Source organism: Sphingomonas sp. Leaf33 (assembly GCF_001421785.1).
GTDB lineage: Bacteria > Pseudomonadota > Alphaproteobacteria > Sphingomonadales > Sphingomonadaceae > Sphingomonas.
The window spans coordinates 670,177-695,533 of record NZ_LMLB01000001.1 but is presented as its reverse complement, the minus strand read 5'-3'; the positions used below and the strand labels follow the sequence as shown (position 1 = coordinate 695,533).

20 protein-coding genes are annotated in these 25,357 nt (G+C 63.3%); 9 read left to right on the top strand and 11 right to left on the bottom strand.

Annotation, left to right across the window (positions count from 1 at the left end; translation table 11 throughout):
* Nucleotides 1-78: 78 nt before the first annotated feature.
* The 3 genes from ASE86_RS03505 to ASE86_RS03495 are packed head-to-tail and all read right to left on the bottom strand — an operon-like array spanning nt 79 to nt 2,596.
* Complete coding sequence (locus ASE86_RS03505) at nt 79-864, bottom strand: SDR family NAD(P)-dependent oxidoreductase (RefSeq protein WP_056422391.1); 786 nt, start codon at nt 862-864, stop codon at nt 79-81.
* Complete coding sequence (locus ASE86_RS03500; RefSeq protein WP_056422388.1) at nt 861-2,057, bottom strand: zinc-dependent alcohol dehydrogenase; 1,197 nt, start codon at nt 2,055-2,057, stop codon at nt 861-863. Before ASE86_RS03500 ends, ASE86_RS03505 begins: the two co-directional genes overlap by 4 nt.
* Nucleotides 2,057-2,596, bottom strand: coding sequence for an SRPBCC family protein (locus ASE86_RS03495; protein ID WP_056422385.1), 540 nt, complete (start codon nt 2,594-2,596; stop codon nt 2,057-2,059). Before ASE86_RS03495 ends, ASE86_RS03500 begins: the two co-directional genes overlap by 1 nt.
* Before the next feature lie 829 nt (nt 2,597-3,425).
* Here ASE86_RS03495 and ASE86_RS03490 point away from each other — a divergent pair.
* The gene (locus tag ASE86_RS03490; protein ID WP_056422383.1) at nt 3,426-4,496 is read left to right on the top strand and encodes an NAD(P)H-dependent flavin oxidoreductase; all 1,071 of its coding nucleotides are present in this window, start codon (nt 3,426-3,428) and stop codon (nt 4,494-4,496) included.
* Between the two features lie 72 nt (nt 4,497-4,568).
* On the opposite strand, the gene ASE86_RS15615 is transcribed toward ASE86_RS03490, so the two are convergent.
* The 3 genes from ASE86_RS15615 to ASE86_RS03475 all read right to left on the bottom strand — a co-directional run bounded on the left by ASE86_RS15615 (nt 4,569) and on the right by ASE86_RS03475 (nt 6,733).
* On the bottom strand, nt 4,569-4,886 hold the full coding sequence (locus ASE86_RS15615; protein WP_082441649.1) for a putative quinol monooxygenase: 318 nt from the start codon (nt 4,884-4,886) through the stop codon (nt 4,569-4,571).
* Between the two features lie 29 nt (nt 4,887-4,915).
* Nucleotides 4,916-5,674 carry an SDR family oxidoreductase gene (locus ASE86_RS03480; protein ID WP_235523976.1) on the bottom strand — a complete coding sequence of 253 codons (759 nt, stop codon included), beginning with the start codon at nt 5,672-5,674 and terminating at the stop codon, nt 4,916-4,918.
* A gap of 78 nt (nt 5,675-5,752) precedes the next feature.
* A complete protein-coding gene (locus tag ASE86_RS03475; protein ID WP_056426547.1) occupies nt 5,753-6,733 on the bottom strand; it encodes an aldo/keto reductase in 981 nt (326 codons plus the stop codon).
* 166 nt (nt 6,734-6,899) lie between these two features.
* Between ASE86_RS03475 and ASE86_RS03470 the strand changes: the two genes are divergently transcribed.
* The gene (locus tag ASE86_RS03470) at nt 6,900-7,793 is read left to right on the top strand and encodes a LysR family transcriptional regulator (RefSeq protein ID WP_056422376.1); all 894 of its coding nucleotides are present in this window, start codon (nt 6,900-6,902) and stop codon (nt 7,791-7,793) included.
* 483 nt (nt 7,794-8,276) lie between these two features.
* Here ASE86_RS03470 and ASE86_RS03465 read toward each other — a convergent pair whose 3' ends face one another.
* The gene (locus ASE86_RS03465; RefSeq protein ID WP_056422373.1) at nt 8,277-8,633 is read right to left on the bottom strand and encodes a winged helix-turn-helix transcriptional regulator; all 357 of its coding nucleotides are present in this window, start codon (nt 8,631-8,633) and stop codon (nt 8,277-8,279) included.
* 133 nt (nt 8,634-8,766) lie between these two features.
* Between ASE86_RS03465 and ASE86_RS03460 the strand changes: the two genes are divergently transcribed.
* Entirely contained in the window at nt 8,767-9,180 is a 414-nt protein-coding gene (locus ASE86_RS03460; protein ID WP_056426545.1) for a DoxX family protein, read from the top strand.
* Nucleotides 9,181-9,182: 2 nt separating this feature from the next.
* On the top strand, nt 9,183-9,923 hold the full coding sequence (locus tag ASE86_RS03455) for an SDR family NAD(P)-dependent oxidoreductase (RefSeq protein ID WP_056422370.1): 741 nt from the start codon (nt 9,183-9,185) through the stop codon (nt 9,921-9,923).
* A gap of 54 nt (nt 9,924-9,977) precedes the next feature.
* Here ASE86_RS03455 and ASE86_RS03450 read toward each other — a convergent pair whose 3' ends face one another.
* Nucleotides 9,978-10,889, bottom strand: a complete 912-nt coding sequence (locus ASE86_RS03450; protein ID WP_056422369.1) for an NADP-dependent oxidoreductase — start codon at nt 10,887-10,889, stop codon at nt 9,978-9,980.
* A 118-nt stretch (nt 10,890-11,007) separates the two neighbouring features.
* Nucleotides 11,008-11,754: a glucose 1-dehydrogenase gene (locus tag ASE86_RS03445; RefSeq protein WP_056422366.1), complete on the bottom strand. Its 747-nt coding sequence runs from the start codon at nt 11,752-11,754 to the stop codon at nt 11,008-11,010.
* Between the two features lie 111 nt (nt 11,755-11,865).
* Here ASE86_RS03445 and ASE86_RS03440 point away from each other — a divergent pair, with 111 nt between their 5' ends.
* Nucleotides 11,866-12,252 (top strand): ArsR/SmtB family transcription factor, encoded by a 387-nt coding sequence (locus ASE86_RS03440; protein ID WP_056422364.1) that lies wholly within the window; start codon nt 11,866-11,868, stop codon nt 12,250-12,252.
* A gap of 664 nt (nt 12,253-12,916) precedes the next feature.
* Here ASE86_RS03440 and ASE86_RS03435 read toward each other — a convergent pair.
* A complete protein-coding gene (locus ASE86_RS03435; protein WP_056422359.1) occupies nt 12,917-15,349 on the bottom strand; it encodes a DUF4238 domain-containing protein in 2,433 nt (810 codons plus the stop codon).
* 157 nt (nt 15,350-15,506) lie between these two features.
* Here ASE86_RS03435 and ASE86_RS03430 point away from each other — a divergent pair, with 157 nt between their 5' ends.
* The gene (locus tag ASE86_RS03430; protein ID WP_056422357.1) at nt 15,507-16,841 is read left to right on the top strand and encodes a DUF5677 domain-containing protein; all 1,335 of its coding nucleotides are present in this window, start codon (nt 15,507-15,509) and stop codon (nt 16,839-16,841) included.
* 13 nt (nt 16,842-16,854) lie between these two features.
* Nucleotides 16,855-17,868, top strand: coding sequence for an HNH endonuclease (locus ASE86_RS03425; protein ID WP_056422355.1), 1,014 nt, complete (start codon nt 16,855-16,857; stop codon nt 17,866-17,868).
* Nucleotides 17,869-17,882: 14 nt separating this feature from the next.
* Here the strand turns inward: ASE86_RS03425 and ASE86_RS03420 are convergent, their stop codons facing one another.
* The gene (locus tag ASE86_RS03420; RefSeq protein WP_056422352.1) at nt 17,883-18,647 is read right to left on the bottom strand and encodes an HNH endonuclease; all 765 of its coding nucleotides are present in this window, start codon (nt 18,645-18,647) and stop codon (nt 17,883-17,885) included.
* A 235-nt stretch (nt 18,648-18,882) separates the two neighbouring features.
* Here ASE86_RS03420 and ASE86_RS03415 point away from each other — a divergent pair, with 235 nt between their 5' ends.
* Together ASE86_RS03415 and ASE86_RS03410 are read left to right on the top strand one after the other, a co-directional pair.
* Nucleotides 18,883-23,490: a hypothetical protein gene (locus ASE86_RS03415; RefSeq protein ID WP_056422349.1), complete on the top strand. Its 4,608-nt coding sequence runs from the start codon at nt 18,883-18,885 to the stop codon at nt 23,488-23,490.
* A gap of 159 nt (nt 23,491-23,649) precedes the next feature.
* Nucleotides 23,650-25,350, top strand: coding sequence for an RNA-directed DNA polymerase (locus ASE86_RS03410; protein WP_056422344.1), 1,701 nt, complete (start codon nt 23,650-23,652; stop codon nt 25,348-25,350).
* Nucleotides 25,351-25,357 lie beyond the last annotated feature (7 nt).

The window sequence follows — 25,357 nt, the reverse complement described above, 5'->3', positions numbered from 1 at the left end:
CACCTGCTGATATCGATCAAAACGAAAAGCCCGAACGACGTATTAGGAGCGATGGGTCCCGTTGGAAGAGAGAACCGCCTAATCGCTGCCGCCGCCAGGCTCCGCCATCTTGCGATGCACCCCGGCCAGCACAGCCTGTGGCATTACGCCTGCCGCCAGCACCTGCGCTTTATTCATTAGTCCCGACACGATATGGCCGCGGCCCGCCAGCATGGCGCCCCACCCGTCACGGGCGACCTTCGCGGGGTCCGCTTTCTTGTCGTCTTGCCCGACCTCGGTATCGAGCATGTCGGCGCGTGCAAAGAATTCGGTATCAGTAACACCGGGCATCAGCGTCGTTAGCGTGACACCCTCCACCTCGTTCAACTCGTTGCGCAATGCCTCGGTGAAATTATCGATGAACGCCTTGGTCGCGTTATAGACGGCGTTGAAACTGCCGGGGATATAGCCGGCGATCGATCCGGTCACGAGTACCCGCCCCTGCCCCCGCGCCACCATGTTGGCGAGCACCTTTTGAAGAAGGTAGATGGTGCCGGTGACATTGGTGTCGATCGAGTGCCGCCACGTTTCGAACTGCTGGTCGAGAAACGCACCGCCCGTGCCTATACCGGCATTGGCGCACAGTACGTCGATCGGCCTACCGTTGGCAGTCGCGAGCAATCGGTCGATGCCTTCAGTCGAGGAAAGGTCAGCCTCCACCGCCTCGACGGATGTGCCGAACTGCTGCAGATCGCGTGCCGCATCCTCGATCAAAGGCTCGTCGGCGACGACGATCAGGTCGTAACCATCGCGAGCCGCGCAGGTGGCGAGTTCGAAGCCGATGCCGGTCGACGCGCCGGTGACGATAGCGAGCTTGCCGGTCATCGTGCAGCCTCCCTGTCCGCCATGCCGGGCTTCAGTACGATCTTCGTCACCTCGTCCTGATTGTTCTTGAACATGTCATAGCCCTTGGGCGCCTGCTCAAGCCCCATGCGGTGCGAGATGAGGAAGGTCGTGTCGATCTTGTCTTCTAGCACCGCCGCCAACAGCGCAGGCATGTAATGCTGGACATGGGTCTGGCCGGTCTTGAGCGTCAGCCCCTTCTCCATGAAGGCACCTAGTGGAAACTTGTCGACGAACCCGCCATAGACCGCAGGCATCGACACCCGCCCGCCCTTGCGGCAGGCGAGGATCGCCTGCCGGATGACGTGGGTACGATCGGTGCCAAGGAAGGTCGCCGCCTTAATATGATCGACGACATTGTCGACGAACATCCCGTGCGCCTCCAGCCCGACTGCGTCGATGACCGCATCGGGGCCGATCCCTCCAGTCAATTGCATCAGCGCATCGTAAATATCGACACGCTCGAAATTCAGCGTCTCCGCCCCGAACGGCCTGGCGAGCGCGAGGCGGCCGTCGCGGTGATCGATCGCGATCACGCGCTCAGCCCCCATCAGGAATGCAGACTGGATCGCGAACAATCCGACCGGACCACAGCCCCAAACGGCGACGGTATCGCCCGGCTCGATCTCGGCATATTCCGCCGCCTGCCAGCCGGTCGGCAGGATGTCGGACAGGAACAGCACCTTCTCGTCCTCAACACCATCGGGGATAACAATCGGGCCAACGTCGCTGAACGGCACGCGAACATATTCGGCCTGGCCGCCGGCATAACCGCCGGTCATGTGGCTATAGCCAAACAAGCCGCTCATCGGCTGGCCGTAGGCAGTCTGCGCAATATCCTGATTGTCGGCGGGCAGGCCGTTGTCGCAGGCAGAGAATTGATGTTTCTTGCAATGGTAGCAGCCGCCACAGGAGATTGTGAAGGGCACGACAACCCGCTGCCCCTTCTTCAACGTCGAGGACGAACCTGTTTCTACCACCTCGCCCATGAACTCATGGCCGAGAATGTCGCCCGCCTGCATCGTCGGGATATAACCGTCGTAGAGGTGCAAGTCCGATCCGCAGATCGCGGTGGACGTCACGCGAATGATCGCATCGCGAGGGTTGATAATTTCGGGATCGTCGACGGTGTCGACGCGGACGTCGTGTTTTCCGTGCCAGGCAAGGGCGCGCATTATCGGTCTTCCTTCTCATGCTGGGCGACCGTCATCGCGGCGGTCGCGACCTCGCCGGTTTCCATCAGTTGCTTGAAACGGCGCAGGTCGCGCCGCGCCTGAATCGCCGGCTCGCGCTGAAACATCTTGGCAACCAGCTTGCCGATCGCGCCCGCGGGCGGGTCGTAGGCGATAGTTGCGGTGACGACGGTGCCGCGCGCGCCCGCATCAGCAAACTCGACCGTCCCGGAATTTTCCACATCGGCATCAGGGTCGGACTGCCAGCCGATCCTGCGGCCGGGCTCGTCTGTCGTGACGGTCGATGTCCATTCGACCGTTTGTCCGGCGGGCGCCTTCACCTCCCAGTGCGAGCGAGTATCGTCAAGCTTTTCGACCCGCACGACATTTTCCATAAAGGTCGGCAGCTTCGAAAAATCGCGGAAATAGTCGTAGAGTTCACTCGCTGGCCGCGCGATCGTCACTGCTACCGCGGTCATCGACTGGTCGTGCGAAACATTCTTGCGCGTGGTGGGCGGTGCGTCGTCTGAAATATCGGTCATGCTCGATCTCCCGAGCCACCTGAACGCCACCGCCGCTGCGGATGATCCGCCGAAAATCGTTGTTTTGCCGTATGTTAATTGCTTTTCACGTTTTTACTCACACTCAGGCGAGAATGAGACGGCCGTTGCCGGGCGGATGCCATAGTCGATCGCCTTGGGCAGGCTTCTCGCGAAGCCATGTTGCCATCGAGCGCCAAGCGGGAAGGGTGCCCGCGCCACCTGCAAAAGTCGTTCAACGCGGAAACCGGCACCGGCCATCGGTGCGAAAGCTCGCAGCCGGCGCATTCTCCAGGTCGTGCAGCGGCAGTTACGCCGGTGCCAGCCAATCGCGATTGTCGATGGTAGGCGCGTCGTTTGCGTCATACGCCACGCTCGCATCTGGATGGACTCGCACGAGTGCTGTCACTTTAACGCTAACCGCTTCCTTGACGATTGACCTCAGGCTTCGTGTACATCAGCTTGGCTTGCAAGAATCTGATGCTCAGCCAGCACGGTTCGGGACAGGAAAAAGCCGCAAACGACCGCGTGTCGGTCGAACTGGACGAGGTGTTTAGACCCAATTCCGGTCACTCACGTGCCGCCTCCCGCTGCTCGAAACCTGCCACTCATTCACGTGCGCGGACCTACCGCTTGAGTGAGGCCTACCAGCACCTCGGAACGGCTAAAACTGGGGACTTTCCTGCCAGTCAGCTTTTAGGATTGGAACGGTCGAAAGCCGCCGGCACGTGGTGTCACAACCGTTCGGTTGTGACACCTTATGAAGCTTTAGCGATGCCCGGTAGATTGGTAGTCTTCTCGATGGGCAGCCAAGCTCGCGTTGAGGTGTCAGATGCCGACTTCTGTGATCGATCGACTAGGCTTGTCTGTCCCCCTCGTTCAGGCCCCGATGGCAGGGGTATCCACACCGGCCCTTGCGGCCGCGGTATCCAACGAAGGCGGCTTAGGGTCGATCGGCGTTGGCGCAACCGATGCTATCGGCGCACGCGGCATGATCGAGGAGACGCGCGCGCGGACTGGTCGAGCGTTCAACGTCAACCTGTTCGTTCATGGCACCGCCAATGCGGATCCTGTCGGGGAAGCCGCTTGGCTCGACTGGCTCGCGCCGGTTTTCGCGGAGTTTGATGCCAAGCCCCCCATGGCACTTCGAACGATCTACAAAAGCTTCGCCGACGATGCCGACATGCTGACGATGCTGTTGGAACTAGCGCCGCCCGTTATCAGCTTTCATTTTGGCTTGCCCTCAATTGAGGTCATCACGGCGCTGCGCGAGCGGGGCGTCGTGATGATGGCCACGGCCACCAGCCTGCACGAAGCCCGTGCGATCGAGGCGGCTGGCATTGACGCGATTGTCGCACAGGGGATCGAAGCTGGCGGCCATCGTGGTGTGTTCGATCCCGCCGCGCCAGACGACGCGCTCGGTACTGTCGCACTGACGCGGCTTCTGGTGCTCAAGACCAGACTTCCGGTGATAGCGGCGGGGGGCATCATGGACGGTGCCGGGATCGCCTCGGCGCTCAATCTGGGCGCAGTTGCGGCGCAGCTCGGCACCGCCTTCATTGCGTGCCCCGAGAGCGCTGCCGATGACGCCTATCGTGCCGCGCTCACGGGGCCAGGCGCTTACCACACGACCCTGACGTCGCTCATTTCGGGCCGATCCGCTCGGGCGCTCGCCAACCGGTTCACCGGACTTACGGCTACGGTTGGCGATCTCCGGCCCCCTGATTACCCTATTGCGTATGACGCCGGTAAAGCACTGCACGTGGTCGCCAAGGCCAAAGGAGAGCATGGTTTCGGTGCTCAATGGGCCGGGCAAAGCGCACCGTTAGCGCGGGCGATGCCGGCGGCCGAGTTGGTCCAGGCGCTTCGAGCAGAGTGGGAGAGCTGTCGGGGCACGCAATGAGGACAGTCGCTTTGCTCAGCCATCCCACTCTCGCGTCCCGTTGAACCTTCATTTGCGGGAAGGTGCGCGTGGTCAGGCAGGGTCGGACATCCTGCGACTATGCAGATGTTCCAGTGGTGATGAGAGCAGCGGCGAAAGCTGATCCACGACGCGCGTAACGTTCGGATGGACGGCATGCGAGGCCAGCGCAGCCTCCGATGCCCAACCGTCGAGAAGTACGAACGTGTCGGGACGGTCCCGCTCCTGATAGAGATCATAGTAGAGGCAACCGGCTTCCCCTCGCGCCGGCGCGACAAGCTCCAGGAGCAGTTCGCCGACGCGGTCCCGATGCTCAGGCTGGGCATGTACGGTGCAGACGATGTGAATTTCGTCCTGTTTGCTCGTCGTCATCGATCGACCTTTCGTTGCTGATTCAGACATCAGGCCTTGCCCGCGTAGACGCGGGTCATGCCGCCATCGACGACGAGATCGATGCCGCGCACGTACTTGCTGGCATCGGATGCCAGGAAGACCAGGGCGTCACCCATTTCGCGAGAGGTGCCGACCCGGCCTGCCGGGATCTCCTTCGACACGCGCTCGACATACGCATCGACGTCCGCCGGGCTCATGCCCTGCTCGTCGCTATATCCTTCGGTCGGGACGACGCCGGGGCTGATCGTGTTGACCCGGATGTCGCGGTCCTTGAGGTCGGTCGTCCAGCTCCGCGCCAGCGAGCGGACCGCGGCCTTGGTGGCGGCGTAAACCCCGAAGCCGGGCAGACCCATGTCGGCGGTGATCGAGGCATTGAGGATCACCGACGCGCCGTGGCTCAGCACGCCGAGCATCGACTGGACGGTCAGGATCACGCCCTTGAAGTTGACGCCGATCTCCTTGTCGATCTGCGCCTCGGTGAGGTCGGGGAACGGCGTTGCATGGCCGAGGCCCGCATTGGCGAAAAGAATGTCGAGCTTGCCGTGGCGTTGCCTGATTTGTTCAGCGACAGCGGTCATGTCGGTCTTGCTCGAAGCATCGGCTTCGATCCCGATCGCCGAACTGCCGAGGCGGGCCACGGCGGTATCGAGCGCTTCCTTGCCGCGGCCTGTGATGTAAACGAACGCGCCTTCCTCAATCAGTCGCTGCGCCGAGCCGAAGCCGATGCCCTTCGATCCGCCGGTGACGAGCGCGATCCGGCCCTCCAATACGGGGGTGTTCATGATGCAATGTCCTTGTGAGACGTGTGGGAAGCGGGCGGCGCGAGGCGCGCCGCCCGGATGCGCTTAGCGGTCGATCGTCGCCTGCATGGCGGGCGTGTAGCGGTCGCCCGTCACCGGGACCTGCGCCAGCAAATCGCCCAGGGACTTCAGATCGTCCGCGGTCAGATCAACGTCCGCACCGCCCGCGTTCTCTTCCATGCGGTGCTTCTTCGTGGTGCCCGGGATCGGCACGATCCAGGGCTTCTGCGCAAGAAGCCAGCCGAGCGCGACCTGTGCCGGCGTCGCGGCCTTCGCCTCGGCGATCTCGCCGATGCGCTTGACCAGGTTGGCGTTGGCCTCACGCGCTTCGTCCTGGAAGCGTGGCAAATTATTGCGGATGTCGCCCTCTGCGAACTTGGTAGCGGTGTCGATCTTGCCGGTCAGGAAGCCCTTGCCGAGCGGGCTGAAAGGCACGAGGCCGATGCCAAGCTCGTCGAGAACCGGGAAGAACTCATCCTCCAGCTCACGGCTGAACATCGAATACTCGCTTTGCAGCGCCGCGACCGGCTGCACCGCATGGGCGCGCCGGATGTTGGCGATGCCGGCTTCGGACAAGCCGAAGTGCCGGACCTTACCCTCGGCGATGAGGTCCTTCACCGTACCGGCGACATCCTCCATCGGCACGTTCGGATCGACGCGGTGCTGATAGAGCAGGTCGATCACGTCCGTCTTGAGGCGCTTTAGCGACTGCTCGGCGACAAGGCGAATGCGGGCCGGGCTGCTGTCGAGGCCGGCGGCCGAGCTTCCGTCCTTGAAGCCGAACTTCGTCGCGATCACCACCTTGTCGCGGAACGGCTGCACCGCTTCGCCCACCATCTCCTCGTTGGCGGCGCCATAGGCCTCCGCGCTGTCGAAGAAGGTGATGCCGCGGTCATAGGCGGCGCGGATCAACGCTACTGCGTCCGACGCATCGGTCGCCGGGCCGTAGCCGAAGGTCAGGCCCATACAACCCAGACCGATCGCCGAGACTTCGGGTCCGTTGCTTCCAAGAATGCGGGTTTTCATCATGATCGCTTTCCGGCCCGTGACGGGCTCATCCATGCTGTTCGATGGATGTGAAATAGCCTTTCGGACCTATCAGAATTAGACATGAAAGCATGCAAGAGGATATGAGCATTGCTCATGAAACTCGCGTTATCGCACATCAGGCCTCCCGATACGCGGCCCGTTTATGGCGCGTGAGAACCTCAACGATCTGGTCGCGTTCGTTGCGGTCGCACGGGAGCGCAGCTTCACGCGGGCGGCGGCTCAACTCGGCGTTTCACAATCCGCACTAAGCCATACTCTCCGGGCGCTTGAAGAGCGCATCGGCGTTCGCCTGCTGACGCGCACCACAAGGAGCGTGGTGCCGACAGAAGCCGGCGATCGGCTGCTTGCCACGGTGGGAAACCATTTGGACGGAATCGAGGCGGGATTGGCGGAGCTGGGCGAGCTGCGCGATAAGCCGGCCGGCCATTTCCGCATAACGTCCACCGAGCATGCAGCGGAAACCCTTTTGTGGCCCGCCATGGAGACGATCGCCAACTCATATCCCGACATCACACTGGAGATCGTGATCGACGTCGGCCTGTCGAATATCGTGACCGAGCGGTACGATGCTGGCGTGCGGATCGGCGAAGCGATCGAGAAGGATATGATTGCCGTCCGCATCGGGCCTGATCTTGAGATGGCCGTCGTCGGAACGCCCGCCTATCTCGAAGCACGCGGCCTGCCCGAAAGCCCTCAGGACCTTGTAGGTCACAACTGCATCAACCTGCGCCTGGTTTCCGCGGGAGCCCTTTACGCGTGGGAGTTCGAGAAGGACGGACGACAGATCAACGTGCGTGTCGATGGCCAGTTCACGTTCAATACCTCAGGCCTGATCCGCAAGGCCGCCCTTGCCGGTCACGGTCTGGCGTCCATTCCCGTTGACCAGGTTCAGGATGATCTCGCCTCCGGCAGGCTGGTGCGCGTGCTGGCTGACTGGTGTCCGCCGTTCTCGGGCTATCACCTGTATTATCCGAGCCGACGACAAAACTCCTTGGCGTTCCGTTTGCTGGTCGATGCGCTGCGCCTCAGGAGCTAGTCTGCGACAGAATTTCGCTCAAAGATCGAGAGCCTTCACAGTGCGTATCGGGACGGCTTGGTTGAAGGTGATGGCGTGCAACAAATAACAGCCGAAGGTGTCAGAACCGGTCGGTTTTGACGCTGCAGACGCGGCCACAGTTTTCCGGGGGTTTGCGTGTGTCAGCACCCCGGTTCAGATTGTCAGCTTCCAAGACCGGGAACTTGCCTCGGCTACGTCTGCCTTTGGGTCGCAAGGCGACTGGCAGCTCCGCGGCCGGACAGACCCACAACCGGGCATTCGCGGCCTGCTTTTGGCTCCCCATCCTCTGCCATCCGTTCATGTTAGCAGCTTGGAAGGTGCTGAGCTTTGGCCCTGCCCGCTGCCCCGCCAGCTTTCCCAAAAATGATGGCAAATTGAGAAATTTGCGGCCTGACAAACCGCAGTGACTGGCAAGGTGATCACTTCGCTGCTCCGGGCGCTTCGCAGAAGGTCATGCGGAACCTAATCCCTATGGTATCTGGGCGTCGGCCTAACAGGCGATGATGTGCCGTGCTCGCTCCACCAGGCTGCCAGCGCCTCCATGGTTGGCCCCAGCCCGCGCGCTTTCGCTGTCATCTCATACTCCACGCGCGGCGGCACTTCGGCGAAAACGGTGCGGGTGATAAGTCCATCGGCCTCCAGTTCGCGCAACTGTGCGGTCAGCATGTGCTGGGTGATGCCGGGGATCGCCTTGCGTAGCTCGCCGAAGCGGTGGACGCGCTGATGCAGCAGCCACATGATCTCCAGCTTCCATTTGCCTGACAGCATGGCGAAGGCGCGGCGCATCTCGTGCTGCATCGTGAAGTCGGTCGCAGTCATTGGTCTGGTATTCCATAGTAGGCCCGGTAAAACCATCCTACTTGTGCAGGATCATCCAGCATAGCATTTCGGATGCAGAGCGTCGCGGAAGACGAACGCGTTTCGGCGACACCCGCCTGGATCAGGAATGCGCATGACCGAAGCCTATGTCTACTGGATCAGCACGGCGCTGCTGTCGGCGCTGTACCTGTCGTCCGCCGGGCTGTACCTGATGCGACGCGCGTATGTGCGGCGGGTGCTGAGCGACCTCGGCTATCGCGCCGCGTATCTCGTGCCGGTCATGGCGGCGATCAAGCTGCTCGCGGTCGCTGCGATCCTCTCGCGGATCAGCGTCGCGCTCAGCGATCTCGCCTGTGCCGGCATTCTCTATCACCTGCTGCTGTCGGGCATGGCGCATCTCGGCGTCGGCAAGCCGCGCGGATCGATCCCTGCGGTCTTCGGCCTGATCCTGCTGGCGCTGTCGTTCGCGACGCAGAACGCCGCGCGTGAGGAACCATCGCCCTACGCGCCGGCCGCCGCCTCCATCACCTCAACGACAAGGAACTGATCATGGGTCGTCTCGACGGAAAAATCGCCATCATCACCGGCGCAAGCCGCGGCATCGGGCGGGCCACCGCGAAACTGTTCGCGGCGGAAGGCGCGAAGGTCGCCGTCCTGTCCCGCACGCAGGACGGCAACGATGCTGTCGTCGCCGCGATCGAGGCCGACGGTGGCACGGCGCTCGGCGTCGTCTGCGACGTCGCCGATGCCGGCCAGATCACCGCTGCCGTCGCCGCGGTCGTCGCCGCGTTCGGCGGTGTCGATATCCTCGCCAACATCGCGTTCGATCCCTCCGCCGTGGCGTCGTCCGTCGTCGATCTGTCGGTCGAGCAGTTGCAGCGCAATTTCGATACCGGCCCGATCGCCAGCCTCAGGACGATGCAAGCCTGCTACCCCTGGCTGAAGGCTAGCGCGGCGGGACGCGTCATCAACTTCGGTTCGCCCGCGGCAATGACGGGGATGTCACCCTATGCGCCCTACAACATGGCCAAGGAGGCGACGCGCGCGCTGACCCGCACCGCTGCGCGCGAATGGGGACCGGACCGGATCACCGTGAATACCGTGCAGCCGGTCGCGGAGACGTGGGGCGATGTCGATGTGCCGCCGCCCACCAATGCGCTCGGCCGCTACGGATCGCCGGAAGAGGATATCGCCCCGGTCCTGCTGTTCCTCGCCAGCGAGGATGCGCGCTACCTCACCGGCTACACGCTGACGCCGGACGGCGGCATGGTCATCGACGGCGCGCGTTGAGAGGGGCGGCGGCGTGGCGGCACGACACCGCCGCGCCGCCACCTTGCGCGGTCGTCAGGAGACGGTGACCACCAGCTTGCCTGCGACCCGTCCGGCGGCGCTGATCGCCTGGGCCTCGGCGATCCGGTCGAGCGGGAAACGGCCGTCGATGTGGACGCGGAACGCCCCTTCGTCAAAAATCCGGGCGACCTCGGCCAGCGCGATCCCGGGCTGATCGACCTGCGATGTCGTCACCTGCGCGCCATGCTTGGGTGCGTCGATATCGGCGATCGACAGGACGCGCGCGCCATCGCCGACGATCGCGACCAGATCGGGGATGACGCCGGCACCGGCCAGGTCAAGCGCCGCATCGATGCCGTGCGATGCGAGCGCCGCCACCCGATCCGGTAAACCGGGCTCATAGGTCGTCGGGATCGCGCCGAGATCACGAAGATAGGCGTGCTTGGCCGCGCGCGCGGTGCCGATGACGGTGGCACCGCGATAGCGCGCCAGTTGCACCACCGCGCTGCCGACACCGCCCGCCGCGCCGGCGACGAGCAGTGTCTCGCCCGCCTTGATGCCGACGAGGTCGAGGATCCGGACCGCCGTCTCGGCCGCGATCGGCAGCGCGCCGGCGACCTCGAACGGCATCGCGTCCGGCTTGTGCGCCCAACTGGTCAGCACCGCGTGCTCCGCCATCGCGGTCCGGCGAACGGTGATGCCGAACACCGCATCGCCGACAGCGACGCCGGTGACGCCGTCGCCCACTTCATCGACGATGCCGGCGGCTTCCGCCCCGACGCCGGAGTGAAACTCGATCGGCATGAAGTCGCGGTAGAGGCCGGATCGCAGTTTCCAGTCCAGCGCATTGACGCCGGCGGCACGCACCGCGATGCGAATCTGGCCAGCGGCGGCGTGCGGCGCGTCGATGTCGGCGATGTGCAGGACATCGGGCTCACCATAGCTCTTGAATTGAACGGCTTTCATGGATCGTGTTCCTGTGACGGTGGACCGGCATGCCGGCCGGGCCGGGGGCGTATCGACATGTCTCGACGGCCGACCTCAGGGAGGAAGGGAAAGGCCGGCCGCCGAGTAGCGGAAAGGATCAGCGCAGGCCGCCGCTGGCGACGATGTTCTCGCCCGTGACGAAGCGCGCGTCATCGGAAGCGAGGAACGCCACGACGCAGGCGATGTCGTCCGGTGCGCCGGCCCGGCCGAGCGGGGTCTGCGCGACGATGCCGGTTTCCATCTCGGACCCCGCGATGCCGGCCGCCGTCGTCCCCTCGGTCACCACGAAGCCGGGGCTGACGACGTTGACGCGGATGTTGCGCGGCGCCAGTTCCTTGGCAAGCACGTCCGAGATCGCGTTCACCGCTGCCTTGCTGGCGGTGTAGAGCGACGTGCCCGGCGAGCGTAGCGTGGTGATCGACGACGAGATATTGATGACGCTGCCGCCCGCGCGCAGATGCCCGATCGCCGCCCGGCTGGTCAGCACGACGCCGAGCACGTTGACGTCGAACACGCGGCGATACTCGTCCTCGGTCACCTGTTCGACCGGCGCGGCTGTCCAGATGCCGGAATTGTTCACGAGGATGTCGAGCCCGCCGAACTGCGACACGGCGGCGTCGATCAGCCCCTGCGCATCGGCGGCGATCGATACGTCACCCGCGATCGCGACCGCCTTGCCGCCGGCGGCAACGATATCCCGCACGACGGCATCCGCCTCGTTCCGGCTGGAGGCAAAGTTGACAACGACCGCAGCGCCGTCCGCCGCCAGTGCTCTGGCGATCCCTGCGCCGATCCCCTTGGATGCGCCGGTCACGACGGCCACCTTGCCTGCAAGCTTCGTCATTGCATTGTTCCTTGATCGAGTGAACGGAACACGTCGGCCTGGCTGAAACGTTCCATTGTTCGGGATATGAGAACTATGGAACCACCTGTCAAGCTGTGCTAGTCCGATGTCATGAGACCGCTGTTCCACCCGTCCATCGACGACATTGAGCCGCAGGCGATCCTGCATGCGCTGTCGGATCCCAATCGAGCCGCGATCCTCGCGAAGATCTTGACGGCAGGCGTCGTCGAAGCCTGTTCCAATGTCGCGGCGCTGGGCGACCGGGTCATCCCGAAGTCTTCGCTGTCGAACCATCTCAAGATATTGCGCGAGGCTGGCCTAATCCGCAGCGAACGGCATGGCGTCGAGATGCGCAACCACTCGCGCTTCGCCGAAGTGAATGCGCGCTTTCCCGGACTTATCGGATCGATCATCAACGCCTACGCGCCGCCGATTGCCAATTACTCCACCGAATCGCAGCAGGAGAATTACCAAGCAAGTGCGCAACCGGGCAGCTGATCTGGATTGAACTGGTGGGGTTGATGCCTTTTCTCCTCAAAAGTGGCGACAAAGGCGGCCAAGGCTTTCCCGAAAACGACCCAGTGACGGTAATCCCCGGCACCGATCAAGCTGACACCTGGGGGATTAGCTTTCCCGAAATCTGTTCCCGAATGCATTTTCCCAAAACTGTCAGGGTAAGACGGAGAAATGGGAAGGCCGCGACCGTCCGAGGCGGCGCGTGTCAAAACACGACCGGCACGGTGAGCGGCCAAAATCAACCGACTCGCGATTGGTCGTTCCGTGACGAAGACCCATAAGGCGACATCCGAGGCGCCTAACCGTCCTCCCAGCTTCCGACATTCATTCATCGGCTCGCGATCGCCCTGAAGACTCGCTGGAATGGCGAAAAGTGGGACGTTCTTGCCGTTCCAGAGCGATAGGTCGAGCGGCAGCGCTGGCCAAAAGCGGGCATTCAGATGTCGCCTGATCGGCATCGCAGAATAACATAAAGTGGACCGTCGTCTGCCGATCAGCTTTCAAGCCGAGATTGGAAAAGCTGACACTCGATCGAGCCAATGGCCGGGTCAGCAGTCGCCGATATACCGGCCCGTCCGAGGTTCAGATTGCACCCCTACCAGCTGCGTTCATCCGTGTGTTCGCACCGGCACTGGGAAGCAGGCGATCAACGCTCCCCGCTCATGCGCTGGATGTAGAAGGCCATAGGCACCATCGGCAGGTGGTGCTCGGAACTAGACATGAGCAGTAGGCGATTGATCGTATTGTCCTGAACACCGGTTGGCGCGAAGACGCAAGAGATCCTGCCTCGATTGCCGGGCTCTGCGCGCTTACGAAGCGCTTTCTGAGCCACCGCATGAGTGCGGGCAAACCGGGCTGCAAGCCCCGCCTCAAAATTCAGCCGCAGACCGCGTTCCTCTGCACCAGCTAGATAATGGAACATCTCGGCAAACAGCGCCGGATAGCCGGCGAGTGCGCCCTCGCGTGCCATCTGGATGATGCGATCGGGATTGTCAGGAAACAGGAAAGCGGCATCAGCAATGTTGCCCGCAAGCCGCCTAAAGCGAGCCGGCCGCGCTCCCGACTTGGGCCGCGACGCGCGTAAGATCTCTCGCCAGCGGAATGCGCTGTCGGTCACGATCGAGGCCCCGGTCGCCTGCGCGAGATACATGGCAATCTCGAAATTCGGACCCATCTGCATCAGGCGCATCTGGCCGCCTTCCTTGCCGCCTTCGAAGATGCCGTCCTGCAGCGCCGTCAGCGGGTCCTCTTCTTTCAGCCGTTCCAGCTCGGACCATATTTCCGCGATGCCGGCCGCATCAAGATCGGGAAAGTTTTCACGCATCCGGGCCTCTTGCGCATCCCAGGGCCACATCAGGACGTCGCGCATGAAGTCGGCACGCATCAATTCTTCCAGCCGGGGTTCTCCGCGGAGGCTGATGTCGATGCCAGCGGCGCGCTCCTCGGCCATCGCCATGGTTTCGCGGCGGAGATGGTAATCGAAGGTCCACGGGTCCGGGATGAGGTTGATCATTCCGGCGTCCACAAGTGGCATGACGTTGAGGAAGAAGGCCACGGCCTTCAGAAATTCGAGATGATAGCTGCGCGGATGCTCGGTCGGCCGATACTTCTCAGCTACGGTGCCAGCATGGACGAATGGCGTTTCGACGATCAGCTCGCCGAAATAGAGCGACGCGCCCAGCGCGAATTCGACGATGGACCGCGGATGGAGCGATCCGGTGTAGACCGCGCGCGGACGCCCGTCGGGTTTGGGCAGTAGCGCGAGCAGGTCGGTCTCGAGCGGCCAGAGCGCCTCGTAGAGAAAGTAGACCTCTTTGATCTGGTCATCGGTCAACTCGCGCCTGACCGCTGTCCAGTCCTTGCCCGCGTCGAGACCCAGGATCGACAGGATGCCGCGATGAAGGACCAGATTGCGCTCGCGAATGCTACGCTCTGTCCAGCTTGGCCGCAGCGCAGGTGGCCTTGTCTTGCAACAGATGCGGTAGGGACGTCCCGACCCGCAGCCGCAGGGGGCGCCCGGAGCCAGTTCCTTTGCCAGTGGGACCTTCTTAAGGGCTTCCCGCTCCTTCTCTGTCCGGCCGTAGGCATCCTGGTAGCGGACGCTGCCGTCCTCGAACCCCACATAGGTTTCGCCGCCGTAATGCCAAAGCTCGTCACGCGGGGGGAGCAGAGTTGCAGCAAGGTCGGCCCATGATCCGCTCGCGTGCTGTTCGGGATAGAGCCATTCGCGCTTGCCGGCGGCGATATGGCGCTGAGCCCGCGCTTTGAGCACATGGTTGATGCGTGCCACTCCGATGTCGGTGAGCCGCCGCGTGCGTATCATCTTGTCCGTGCGCACCATCGACTGGCGGAAGTTGCGCGCGAAAATCCGCTTCTCCAGCGGTGGTACCGACGGATTTTCAGCATATTCGAGGTTTGTCAGGATGAGACAGTGGTCACGGCTCATCGGGAACAGGGTCTGCGATGCTTTCAACGCGATCCCCGGATCATGGGGAAAGGCGCACTGCGGCGCTTCGGGTGGTAGGGCGTGATTGTAGATCGTCACCGGATGGTCGGTCAGGAGAAACTTCACGCCGGCATCCTCAGCGGAGACGATCTCCCGCACGCACTCGGTCCAGATCGTGGTGTGGAGCATGCGGATGCCCTGCATCTCCATCATCAGCTCATTCTGGTGAAGCGCAGGATATTGTGCCCGCAACCACGCCAGGCCCTTCGGCGTCCGCAGCTTCTGGATATCGATATATTCGAAGAATGTACCGAAATGCTCGTGCCAAGCGGCGATGTCAGTTCCCGCGAAAGCCCTGACCGCTTGCGATCCTCGCGTATCGATATCGCCGAACAACTTCCGCTCGATCTCGTCATTCACCTCGGTCAGGAAGAAGGTCGAGTATAAGTCGGTCTGGAAGAAGCAGCGTTTCGTCGGCGCATCGAACAGCGATCGTTCGCGGATGACGCGCCCGTCGGCGAGAAGCTTGGTGCGCGGCGCCAGGTCGAGATAGGCCACGGTCGAGCGACCGGGTTCGAGGAAGCCCCTTTGATGCCATTGCGGAACGAAGTGATTGTCTCTCGTGATCACCATTTGCGATCGCGATCATATAGTCCGGGCGCTGAGCGGACAACGCCGCGCCGCCGTTCCTGACGGATGATCGACGATGGCGCGTGCATCGCTACGCCGTTGTCGTTTCCCTTTCGTTCCGCTACGTTTCCATCCCACTTGAGGCAGCGGGAATCGGTTGATGGGTTCGTTGCAATCCGTGCTTGAAGAGCAACTGGCGACCATGCCGCGGATCATCGCGACGGAGCTTGTACGCGACAAGCTCAAGGCAGCCGGGCACGCCGAGAACAAAAAACTGGTCGAGCAGATCGTCGATCGACTGCTTGGTGCCGGCTCTGACGAAGAGGATGGCGACGACGGGGATGTCCTTGAATTCGAGACCGACGAGGAGATCGCGCTCGAATTTACCGACGCTGACTTCGCGCGCGCGGAGGAATTTGTCGACAAAATCAGTGAAACGATACCTGAGTTGATCCACGGCACGGCTGAGGTCGCTGCGGTCAGGATGTTGCGCCAATACGAACGCGACTGGGCGGCGTGGCGCGAGGCGACGGACATCCAGATGGAGCAGTTTCGGTTCAACCTTCAGGTGCGCTGGGGAAAAGGCTTCGACGCGCTTCGCATGCTGATCGAGCTGTCGCGCGACATCGGCACCGATTTTCATCGTCGGGCCAGTCGCTCGCCATCGCGCCGTCGCGCCCATCTCAACAAAGCGCTCTCACACCTTCATGTCCGCGCCATCCAGATCGCGTCCGAGATCATGGTGCTGATGGAGAACGGCTATGCCGACGGCGCAATGGCGCGGTGGCGCACGCTGCACGAGGTCGCCTGCGTCGCGATGGTGCTGGGCGATGGCGGCGAAGCCCTAGCCGAACGCTATCTCGTCCACGAGATCATCGAGGCGAAAAAGGGTCTCGGGCAGTATCAGCAATGCCATCCGAAGCTCGGCTATGCGCCGTTCTCGAAAAGGGCGGCCGCGCGGATCGAGCGCGACTATGCCGATGCGATCAGTCGTTACGGCAAGGATTTCGGCGGCGATTATGGCTGGGTCGCGGCGCATCTGGGCAACTCGAGACCCAATTTCAGCAATATCGAGGATGCCGCCGGCCGGGCGATGATGCGATCGCACTACAAGATGGCGAGCCATAATGTGCATGCGAGCACCAAGGGCATCGCTTATCGACTTGGTTCGCTCGACCGCCACTATGCCGTGATCGCGGGCGCCAGCAATGTAGGGTTTGTCGAGCCCGGCCAGAATCTGGCCTCGAGCCTGATGCACATCACGATGCTGTTGCTTCCGACTTCGTGGACGCTCGACAAGATTGCGCAACTGATGGCGCTCAGCAAGCTGCATGACCGCATCCCGCGCGCGCTGGCGCAGTCCGAGCGGGCGATCGCCAAAGACGAGAAGGCGATCCGCGAGGCCGCGGTCGCTCGCCGCGCGAACCGCTCGCGCGAAAAGCCCAGATCTCGGTTGCCGCGCCGCGACCGATTCGGCGCCGCTGCCACGACATAGATGAAGATGGAGAATGGTCCTGTCCGTGCCCCCTGATGCGAGGCTCGACTGCTTTGACTATGCGATTGTCGCCATGGTCCAGGGCAGTTTGGGCGAGCCGGGCGTCACGTTGGGCACGAAGGGGCGTTGCCGGTTCTGCGGCGAGACCGACCCCCGTGCGTTTCGCAACGTCGCGCATACGCTGCCCGAGGCGTTCGGCAATAAATGGGTGACTTCGCTCGACGAATGCGACGCCTGCAATGCGCGGTTCGGCGCGTTCGACGACGCGCTGGTCAAGAGCATGGGCGCGATCCTCACGGTCGGCGGCACACAGGGCAAGGGCAACAAGGTGCGCCAAACCGGACGCACAGACGGCCCCACATCGATCCGCCACCGAATCGTCGATGGCCAGCGGTCGATCTCGATGCGCGCCAACGGCACGCCGTTCGGCGACCATTTCGGCGTGAACTTCAAGACTGGCGAATTTGTCTTCCGCATCTCTGGCGGGACCGAGCGCTTCGTTCCGGCCAAGGCTTACAAGGCTCTGGTCAAGATGGCGGTGGCGCTACTGCCGGACGACGAACTGCCGAACTTCACGAAGATCATCGCCTGGCTTGGTTCACCCGACGACGATCTGCTGCCGCACATGGTCGTCGGCATCTCCTTCTCGATCATCGGCAATTCTCCGCCGCTGCTTGCCGCAGCGCTATTGCGACGGGCCTCCGTCAGCCGGGACACCCCCTATATGCTATTCGTCACCACCATGGGTTCGGTTTGCCTGCAGATCGTGCTCAAGGCCAACGCACTGGATGGGACGTGGCCGTCGCACCTGCGCACCCGCCCCAACATCCGCTGGACCAACTTACTGGCGCCGCCAGGCGAGGAGCCGCTTGCGCTCGCCTATGACGCGCCTGTCCATCTCGACTGGGGACGCGCGGGGTTGGAACCGCCTGTGATCGAGGCGATCGTCACCGCCGTCCATCCGCAAACTGCCGAAGGGCGGATGACCGCCGTACTTCGGCAAAGCGCGCTCGCCTCGCCGCCATGATCACGGCGTTCCGATCAGGCCGCGCGCTTGGTCGGAAAGACATAGAGGCTCTCGCCCATGATCGTCGCCGCGCCGCGCATATCGCGAAGCCCCAGCTGATCCGGCGCGAGGTCGATGATCAGGGTGACACCCAATATCGTGATCTGGAACATGGGATAGGGTCGCCCCGGCTTCACGATTGGTCCGGACGCATGCGTGACCGCGCGCGGAATGACTTCCGTCGCCAGCACGGCTGTGAGCGCTGGCACGGATTTGTCCTGGCCCACGAAGCCCCGAATATGGTCGTAGTCGGGGAGAGCGGCGGCAGCGGCGCCGTAGTTTCTAGCGACGAGATTGAGGCCGATCTTGTAAAGCGCGGGCAGGAATCGCGGGTCGTTGCCGAACTCCATACTGAAGCCGAGCTTGCCTTCGTCCGGCTTCATCCAGAGATCGGTGACGCCATTGGACTTCGCCGCCGGATAGAGCTTTTTGCCCTTCACATCGACGATGCCGGGGCCGCCGTTGATGAAGATGTGGGGGCCGCCTGGCCTATGCTCACTGCTGATCGCGCGCCAGCTGTCGATGGTGGGCGGCCGGCCCTTCTTACGGGGCACGCCATACATCACACTGATCGCCTCGAACGACTTCAACAAAACTTGATCGATCGTGCCGAGGCGATTGTTGCACCCGGCGCAGGTGGTGTCGCGAAGCTCCAAATCGGGCGGACAGCCGAGCGCCTCGGGAATCCCGTGCTCAAGCGAGAGCTTAGAAAAATCGTTGAGGCACCAGATACAGATCATTTCCCGTGTTTACGCTATGTTCCCTAAACAGGAAAGCGCGCCGTGAGATTCTCGACTTCTCCTGCGCTCGATGTTCCAAGCAACCTTGTTGACGTCCCTCGTGCGCATCTGACGCCGGCGTCGCCCGAAGTGGGATCGAGGAATTCCGATCTCGAGGGTCAAAGGCGTTGCACCGCGTCTGATCGAATAGCAGACAGTGAAGGCGTGTTCGACCCGAATGGGATTTCTAACGTAGATGGCGACGGCTCCCACGACCGATGAGATGCTTGCAGACCTGAGGGCGAGACTTCAGTCGCTGACGCCGGGTGAGTTCGAGAAGGTGGCCGCGGCGCTCATCTCCGAGCTTCTCGACGTTGGGATCGCCGTGGCGAAGTCCGGCTTCCAGCATGGCGGCGATGCAGGCCCGGCTGGACGCAGGGGCCGGCGGTTCCGTATCGAGACCAAGCGCTACGCCGACAGTACTAGTCTCAGCGACCGCGAGTTGCTCGGCGAGGTGGACGACGCGCTCGGACTGGACCACGCCCTGGAAGCGTGGTTCCTTGTCGCCACCCGTCCTGCGCCGGAGCAACTCGAGCAGAAACTCCTTCGGAAGAGCGACGACACCGGGGTTCCCATCGTCGTGATCGACTGGAAGTCCGACGGCTTCCCAGCGCTTGCGGCGCTCTGCACTGCTGCCCCGTCCGTGCTAGATCAGATGGTCTCGAGCGACGCCGGTGCCCTAGCCCGGGCGCTGAAGAGCGATGGCTGCGCGGCCCTGGCCTCGCTCAGCCGCGACCTGGAAGCCTGGAACCTCGGCTTTGACCGTCTCCGTGACGTCAGTCACGTGAGGCTGCGGTCGATCTGGGGCGAACCTCGCGTCTCGCAGTCGGAACTTGGCCAGGATGCGGCAGGCGGTGCCCATGCGCACATCCGCCGAGCCGGTGTTCATGCAGGGCTTGATGCCTGGTGGGCGGGAAGGTCGGCGGCCGACGCACCCGCGGTCGTCATGGGCTTTCAGGGAAGCGGCAAAACCTGGGCCACCCTGAACTGGCTTGTGGAGCGCCTCGACGAGCAGCCCATCGTCATCCTCGTCCCCTCGCGCTTCGCATCGGACCTGTCGGGCGTGTCCCGGACATCGATCAAACGCTTCCTGGCCGAGCGTCTCTACGAGATGACGGACGCTCGCGACGCGCAACACTGGCAGAGACGGCTCGACCGCGTGCTCAAGAGGCCGGCGGACGAGGGTCCGGCGATCACCGTCGTGTTCGATGGCATGAACGAGTTCGTGTCAGCGCCCTGGAAAGACGTGCTCTCGGTCTTCCAGGCACCGGAGTTCAGTGAGCGGTTCCGCGTCGTCGCGGTCACGCGGAATCTGCATTTCACCGAACGCCTTGGCCGGCTCGCCTCGCTCGTTGAGAAGCCGGAGGTGGTCGAAGTGGGTCCATTCGACGACGCGCCGGGTGGAGAGCTCGATCAGCGGCTGGCACTCGAGGGGCTGACCCGTTCGGACCTACACGAGGATCTGATGGAGATCGCGCGGACGCCGCGCCTCTTTAGCCTGGTGGTGCGCCTACGGGATCGGCTGGTCGATGGCGGAGAGGTCACGATCCACCGTCTTCTGTGGGAGTATGGCAGGACCACGCTCGCCCCGGCCACGAGCGCCTTCGGTGAGCAGGAGTGGCTCTCATGGCTGGCTGAGGTGGCTCGCAACCGCCTGAATGGCATGCGGAAGTTCGACCTTGGCGCCATCGGTTCGATGGTGGGGAGGCCGGACCTGGGCGAGGCCGAGGTTTTCCGCCGCCTGAGCGACATCGTCGACAGCGACTTCGCCAACCGGCAGGGCTCGCACGGCTATGAGCTGTCGTCCGCCCTCGTCGCGCAGGCGCTGGGTGTGGCCCTCCTGGACCATCTGCAGCGCGGCGGGCTCGCGGACCGGGATCTCGTGCAGCGCGCGCTCGAGGACTGGCTGGACCCCATCGCGGGCCTGGACGAGAAGGTCGAGATCCTCCGGGCTGCGGTCGCGATCCAGCTCGCGGGCGAGACCGGCGGCGATGACCTTTTCTCCCCGCTGGTCTCGGCCTGGCTACATTCGCAGAACCTGCCCGAGCGTCATCGGTCGGAGGTAGTCCGCATGGCGCAGCCGCTCTGCGACCCGCTTCTCGACATCGTCGAGACGTCGTCGGGAGCACCTGAGGCGCTCGCCATCCAGGCGTTGCGTGCGCTTCCGGCAGACTCCGATTGCCGGACGCGCGTGATTGGCCGCTGCGTCCGGTGGCTGTCGACGATCTCGAGGGACGTCGATCCTCCGGACCGCCGCCATCCCGATCAGGAACGCTCCCGATCGCAGGCGATGGTCGCGCGCGTCGGGGCCGACGCCGATGGGCCGCGCACGATCCTCGGCCACGAGGTGACGCTCGTGGAGCGGAGCAGGCTGGAATTCGGCGAGGCAGTTGCACAGCTTCTCGAACCGGGCGGCCTCGTGCAGGCCATCGATGTGCTCGAGCTTGCGGCGCTCAGGGTCTCGATCATGCGGCGGTATGACGACTGGGAGAAGCTCAAGTGGATCTGCCTTCTCAATCAGGTAGACTTCGCTGAGACCGCCGACGCGCTGAGGGCGAAATCGGATGCCATGCTTCGCCTGACGCCCGAACCCGGCGTCGCGGCTTGGCTTCCCGCTCGCGTCGCGGCGCTCATGCTTTGGCTCTCCGGCGATGAGGATCTGGAGGCGCTCGCGGTGGAGCGGGATCCCGACATCGACCGGGGCTTCGACTACGAGGCCGATTACCTGGACGACCCGGCCAACAGTATTTTCGCGCTCGAGCGCCGGCACGTCGACCAGGCCATTCTCGACACTCGCTTGCCGCTTCGCCGGCGGGTCGACCGGGCGAAGGCCTTCTGGACGGATTACCGCTTGGACCCTCCGCCCCCACTTGTGCACGAGATGCGGCAGGCACTGCAGTCGATCGACGTCTCCACGCTCGACCGAGGCGCCTACCACACGATGGAGGATCACGGCTTCGAGGAGATCACCCCGGCGGCCGCCCGGACGGTGCCGGACGCCCTCGCCGCACTTCATCGCGGGAAGCTGGCGGGGCTGCCGAGCCGCGATGACGAGGCTCGGGCCATGGCCGCCGTCAGATCCACGGAGCAGTTGCTGCTGGTGGATGAGCAGGTTTGGGCCGCGGCCCGCGAGGTCCGTCTCGCCCCGCTCGGGCCGGTGGCGCAGTCGGAGAACGACGTCCGCAGCCGCATGCTTCTGCTCGAGCTGGTCGACCTTTCGACAGTCCAACGCATCGAGCACATCCTCGAGGCTGGCCTTTCCAGCGTCTATAACGATTACGAGGACCTGCTTCTTCCGCTCAGCGAGCCGGACGTGGACGCTCTGGTCCAGCGCTACCGCAACGCCGATCCGGCGATCGCGTCTCAGCTCCTCATGCTGCTAGCGATGGTCCATGCCCCAATTGGCGACGGGAGCTGGGACTGGATCCAGGGGCGGGTCGTCGACTCGGACCAAGAGAGGCGCGGGATTGCGATGCGCCTGCTCTACGAGTCCGACGCGAGGCGGCTTGGGCGTGTCCTGGCCGACGATAGATGGCGCTGGACCGGGGATCCGACGCTTTGGATCGACCACTTCGGCTCGCTGGCAGTGGCTGCGGCGACCATTGGACTACCGTTCGATCAGGTGGCCCCGTCGCTTGCACCATGGCTGCTGCCGAGAGCGGTGGCCACGCGCGGTGGATCGCCCGAGGATGTTGAGATCGCGACGGCGATCCTGCGCCACATAGTGGAGGCGCCTGCCCCGGAACCCCTGGATCCGGGCTCGGCGATCGCGATCGTGGACGAGCGGCGCGCGGAGGACCCCGCCGCAGTGACCATGACGATAGCCTACGGGCCCGATGATGGTTCGCTCGAGGGGCTGAACGCCGCGATGGACGTCGACCGCCGGGGTGAGATCCGCGACAAGGCGGTAGAGACCGCCAAGGAGCGCATTGAGCAGGCGCGGGCGGAGGGCGCCTCGCTCCACATGCGGGACTTCCGCTCGCCGGACATGATCCCGTTCATCGATCATGCGCCGGCTGCGGTCGGCGCATGGCTGGAGGGGATGGAGGAGCCGACTGCGGACTTCCGACGTCGGGTCCGCCGGAGCGAAGGGTTCTACGTCGCGCTTTGCGAGGCGCTGCTCCAACGCGATCCCCCGCGCGGCGAGGAGCTTTGGCTCGCACTCCGACAGACCCTTTCAACCACATTCGTCGGCGACGCCGGCATAGATAAGATGAGCCACATCGCCTTCCGGGTGCGGGAGTGCCCGGAGGCCATCCGCCAGCGGGTGCTGTCCGACGCGACGACGGACCTGGCGCTGTTCGACGTCGTCCTGGCCGCCGCGCTGAATGGATGTGGCGACTGGCTGACAGCCATCGTGGAGGCGGACGTATCCTCGGGGGTGACTTGGCAACTGCAGCGCAGCCGCAGGATCCGAGCCTTTGACCCAGCCTGGAACGGGGATATCCCGGAGTGGCCGGTCGGGCCGGGTGACAGTCTCCGTGTCTCGCGCACGCGCGCGGCTGACGCATGGGTGAGGCGCGGTGCGTTCGCGCGGCACTGGTGGGGCACCTACTGGACGGTTGCAGGGAACGACGAGGCTTACGCCGCATGGACCTTGCTGCTCGCATGCATCGACCGGCGCGGCCACGTGTGGATGCGAGTCCCCGATGACGCCGCCAGCCGCGTGCCGCGGCGCCTAGCTCACTTCAGGGCGAATAGGGATGAACTGCAGAAGGCCATGAAGACTCAGGAGAAAAACCTCGCCAGGGAGTTTCTCGGCCGTAGGATCACGAAAGCAGTCGGACCGTGGAGGACGCCCTGAATGCAGTGAAGCGAGCACGGCCTCGCAGCGGACGGCTCAAGGTTGTGGAAATGCTCGAGCGGCAGTGCCCTAGTGCTTGGGAAATTGCGAACTTGCCAAGGCGCGGTAGACCGCCTCAAGGTCTGGGGTTCAATCGAGCGAAACTGAGGAATTACTCGGGTGGAAAGCGGTGAAGAGGTCGGCAAGGGAACCGACTACGTGCTCAACCCGGCGTTTTGGCTTAACGGTCAGGCGCTTGGCTTCCCGGTCAAGTTCGACCTCGTGCTAAAGCACCTCCGCCAGGACATGCGAGACGACTGGTATTTCGATTGCCTGCAGTACGACGATCTTTTCAAAAGTCCGGCCGAGGCCGAGCGGATCATCCTCTCGCTCCTGCAGGAATGGAACGGCGTATACAAGGGCACGCGAAGCGTCGTCCGGAACATCCCGAAGAAGGGTTATGGCGAACGGTACGGTCTGGAGACCGATTTCTTCGACCGGTTCGTTTATCAAGCGATCTGCAGCTTCCTCATCCCGTTTTACGACCCGCTTCTAGGCCACAGAGTTCTCAGCTACCGCTATGAGCCGTCCCCGCTCGACGAGAAATACCTTTTCAAGAACAAGATCGACCGCTGGTTCACGTTTGAGGGCGTGACGCTCACTTTCCGCAGGTCTGGCCGGCACCTGCTAGTCACCGACCTCAGCAACTTCTTCGAAAATGTCTCGCGCGTGCAGATCATCGACGCGCTTGATAACTCGGTTCCGAACATCGCCGCAACCGGGCCGGAAAAGCTGCAGATACGCAATGCCATTGCGACGCTCGACAGGCTGCTCACCCAATGGACGTTCAGCCGGGACCATGGCCTGCCGCAGAACCGCGACGCCTCAGCATTCCTGTCAAACATCCTGCTGTCATTCGTGGACAGGGAGATGACGAGAAAGGGCTATGACTATTACCGTTACGTCGACGACATACGCGTCATCGCCGACTCCGAACTCCATGCTAGACGCGCCTTGCAGGACCTTATCAGGGAGTTGCGGAAGGTCGGCCTCAACATCAACGCCAACAAGACCGAGATCCTAGCGCCGGACGTGGCGGGGACGAAACTTGCGGAGTTCTTCCCTTCACAGGACAGCTCCACGATCGCCATCAACCAGATGTGGCAGTCACGCAGCCGCCGCATCGTGACCAAGTCGGTTACATACATTTTCGAGATACTCAGCCGCTGCATCGCCGCGGGGGACTCGCAGACGCGGACGTTTCGCTTCGCGGTGAACCGCGTCGCGAAGATAGTCGAGTCTGGCCTTTTCGACGTGGGAGACGCGCTATCGGTGAACCTGCTCGACACCCTTTCTCGCTCGCTGTCCGAGCACGCGGTCACGACAGACCAATACTGCCGCCTGATCGCCACTTTGGACCGGGACGGACGCTGCCTGCCGGCGCTAGAGGCCTTCCTACTCGCCGAGGACGGCGCCATCCATGACTGGCAGAACTACAACATCTGGATGCTGTTAGCGGTCCGGAAGCACCGGTCGGACGAATTGGTCGCGTTGGCCGATCGGAAGCTGCGGGAGGACATCAAATCGGGCGAGGCGGCGGCCATTCTGATCTGGCTGCGCTGCGTCGACGAGAAGGCGTTAATCGAGAAGTGTTTCACGGATTTCGAGACGCTACCATATCAAAACGCTCGGTACCTCCTGATCGCTTCCGCAGTGCTCGATGGAGAGCAACTACGGCCGCTGTACGGCCATGTTCCGATTTGTCTCAAGGGCACAAGCGATCGCGCCGAACGTCACTGCAACGCGGATGGCCTGCCGTTCGCCGTGCGCGAGAGCACCGACCTCGTGAACCTAGTTGACGAGGTCAGCGGCTATGATTGACCTAGCG

What these genes read in the sequence shown, in the direction of transcription:
- ASE86_RS03505 (WP_056422391.1), bottom strand. Translation starts at nt 864, where the DNA reads ATGACCGGCAAGCTCGCTATCGTCACCGGCGCGTCGACCGGCATCGGC.
- ASE86_RS03500 (WP_056422388.1), bottom strand. Translation starts at nt 2,057, where the DNA reads ATGCGCGCCCTTGCCTGGCACGGAAAACACGACGTCCGCGTCGACACC.
- ASE86_RS03495 (WP_056422385.1), bottom strand. Translation starts at nt 2,596, where the DNA reads ATGACCGATATTTCAGACGACGCACCGCCCACCACGCGCAAGAATGTT.
- ASE86_RS03490 (WP_056422383.1), top strand. Translation starts at nt 3,426, where the DNA reads ATGCCGACTTCTGTGATCGATCGACTAGGCTTGTCTGTCCCCCTCGTT.
- ASE86_RS15615 (WP_082441649.1), bottom strand. Translation starts at nt 4,886, where the DNA reads ATGACGACGAGCAAACAGGACGAAATTCACATCGTCTGCACCGTACAT.
- ASE86_RS03475 (WP_056426547.1), bottom strand. Translation starts at nt 6,733, where the DNA reads ATGAAAACCCGCATTCTTGGAAGCAACGGACCCGAAGTCTCGGCGATC.
- ASE86_RS03470 (WP_056422376.1), top strand. Translation starts at nt 6,900, where the DNA reads ATGGCGCGTGAGAACCTCAACGATCTGGTCGCGTTCGTTGCGGTCGCA.
- ASE86_RS03465 (WP_056422373.1), bottom strand. Translation starts at nt 8,633, where the DNA reads ATGACTGCGACCGACTTCACGATGCAGCACGAGATGCGCCGCGCCTTC.
- ASE86_RS03460 (WP_056426545.1), top strand. Translation starts at nt 8,767, where the DNA reads ATGACCGAAGCCTATGTCTACTGGATCAGCACGGCGCTGCTGTCGGCG.
- ASE86_RS03455 (WP_056422370.1), top strand. Translation starts at nt 9,183, where the DNA reads ATGGGTCGTCTCGACGGAAAAATCGCCATCATCACCGGCGCAAGCCGC.
- ASE86_RS03450 (WP_056422369.1), bottom strand. Translation starts at nt 10,889, where the DNA reads ATGAAAGCCGTTCAATTCAAGAGCTATGGTGAGCCCGATGTCCTGCAC.
- ASE86_RS03445 (WP_056422366.1), bottom strand. Translation starts at nt 11,754, where the DNA reads ATGACGAAGCTTGCAGGCAAGGTGGCCGTCGTGACCGGCGCATCCAAG.
- ASE86_RS03440 (WP_056422364.1), top strand. Translation starts at nt 11,866, where the DNA reads ATGAGACCGCTGTTCCACCCGTCCATCGACGACATTGAGCCGCAGGCG.
- ASE86_RS03435 (WP_056422359.1), bottom strand. Translation starts at nt 15,349, where the DNA reads ATGGTGATCACGAGAGACAATCACTTCGTTCCGCAATGGCATCAAAGG.
- ASE86_RS03430 (WP_056422357.1), top strand. Translation starts at nt 15,507, where the DNA reads ATGGGTTCGTTGCAATCCGTGCTTGAAGAGCAACTGGCGACCATGCCG.
- ASE86_RS03425 (WP_056422355.1), top strand. Translation starts at nt 16,855, where the DNA reads ATGGTCCTGTCCGTGCCCCCTGATGCGAGGCTCGACTGCTTTGACTAT.
- ASE86_RS03420 (WP_056422352.1), bottom strand. Translation starts at nt 18,647, where the DNA reads ATGATCTGTATCTGGTGCCTCAACGATTTTTCTAAGCTCTCGCTTGAG.
- ASE86_RS03415 (WP_056422349.1), top strand. Translation starts at nt 18,883, where the DNA reads ATGGCGACGGCTCCCACGACCGATGAGATGCTTGCAGACCTGAGGGCG.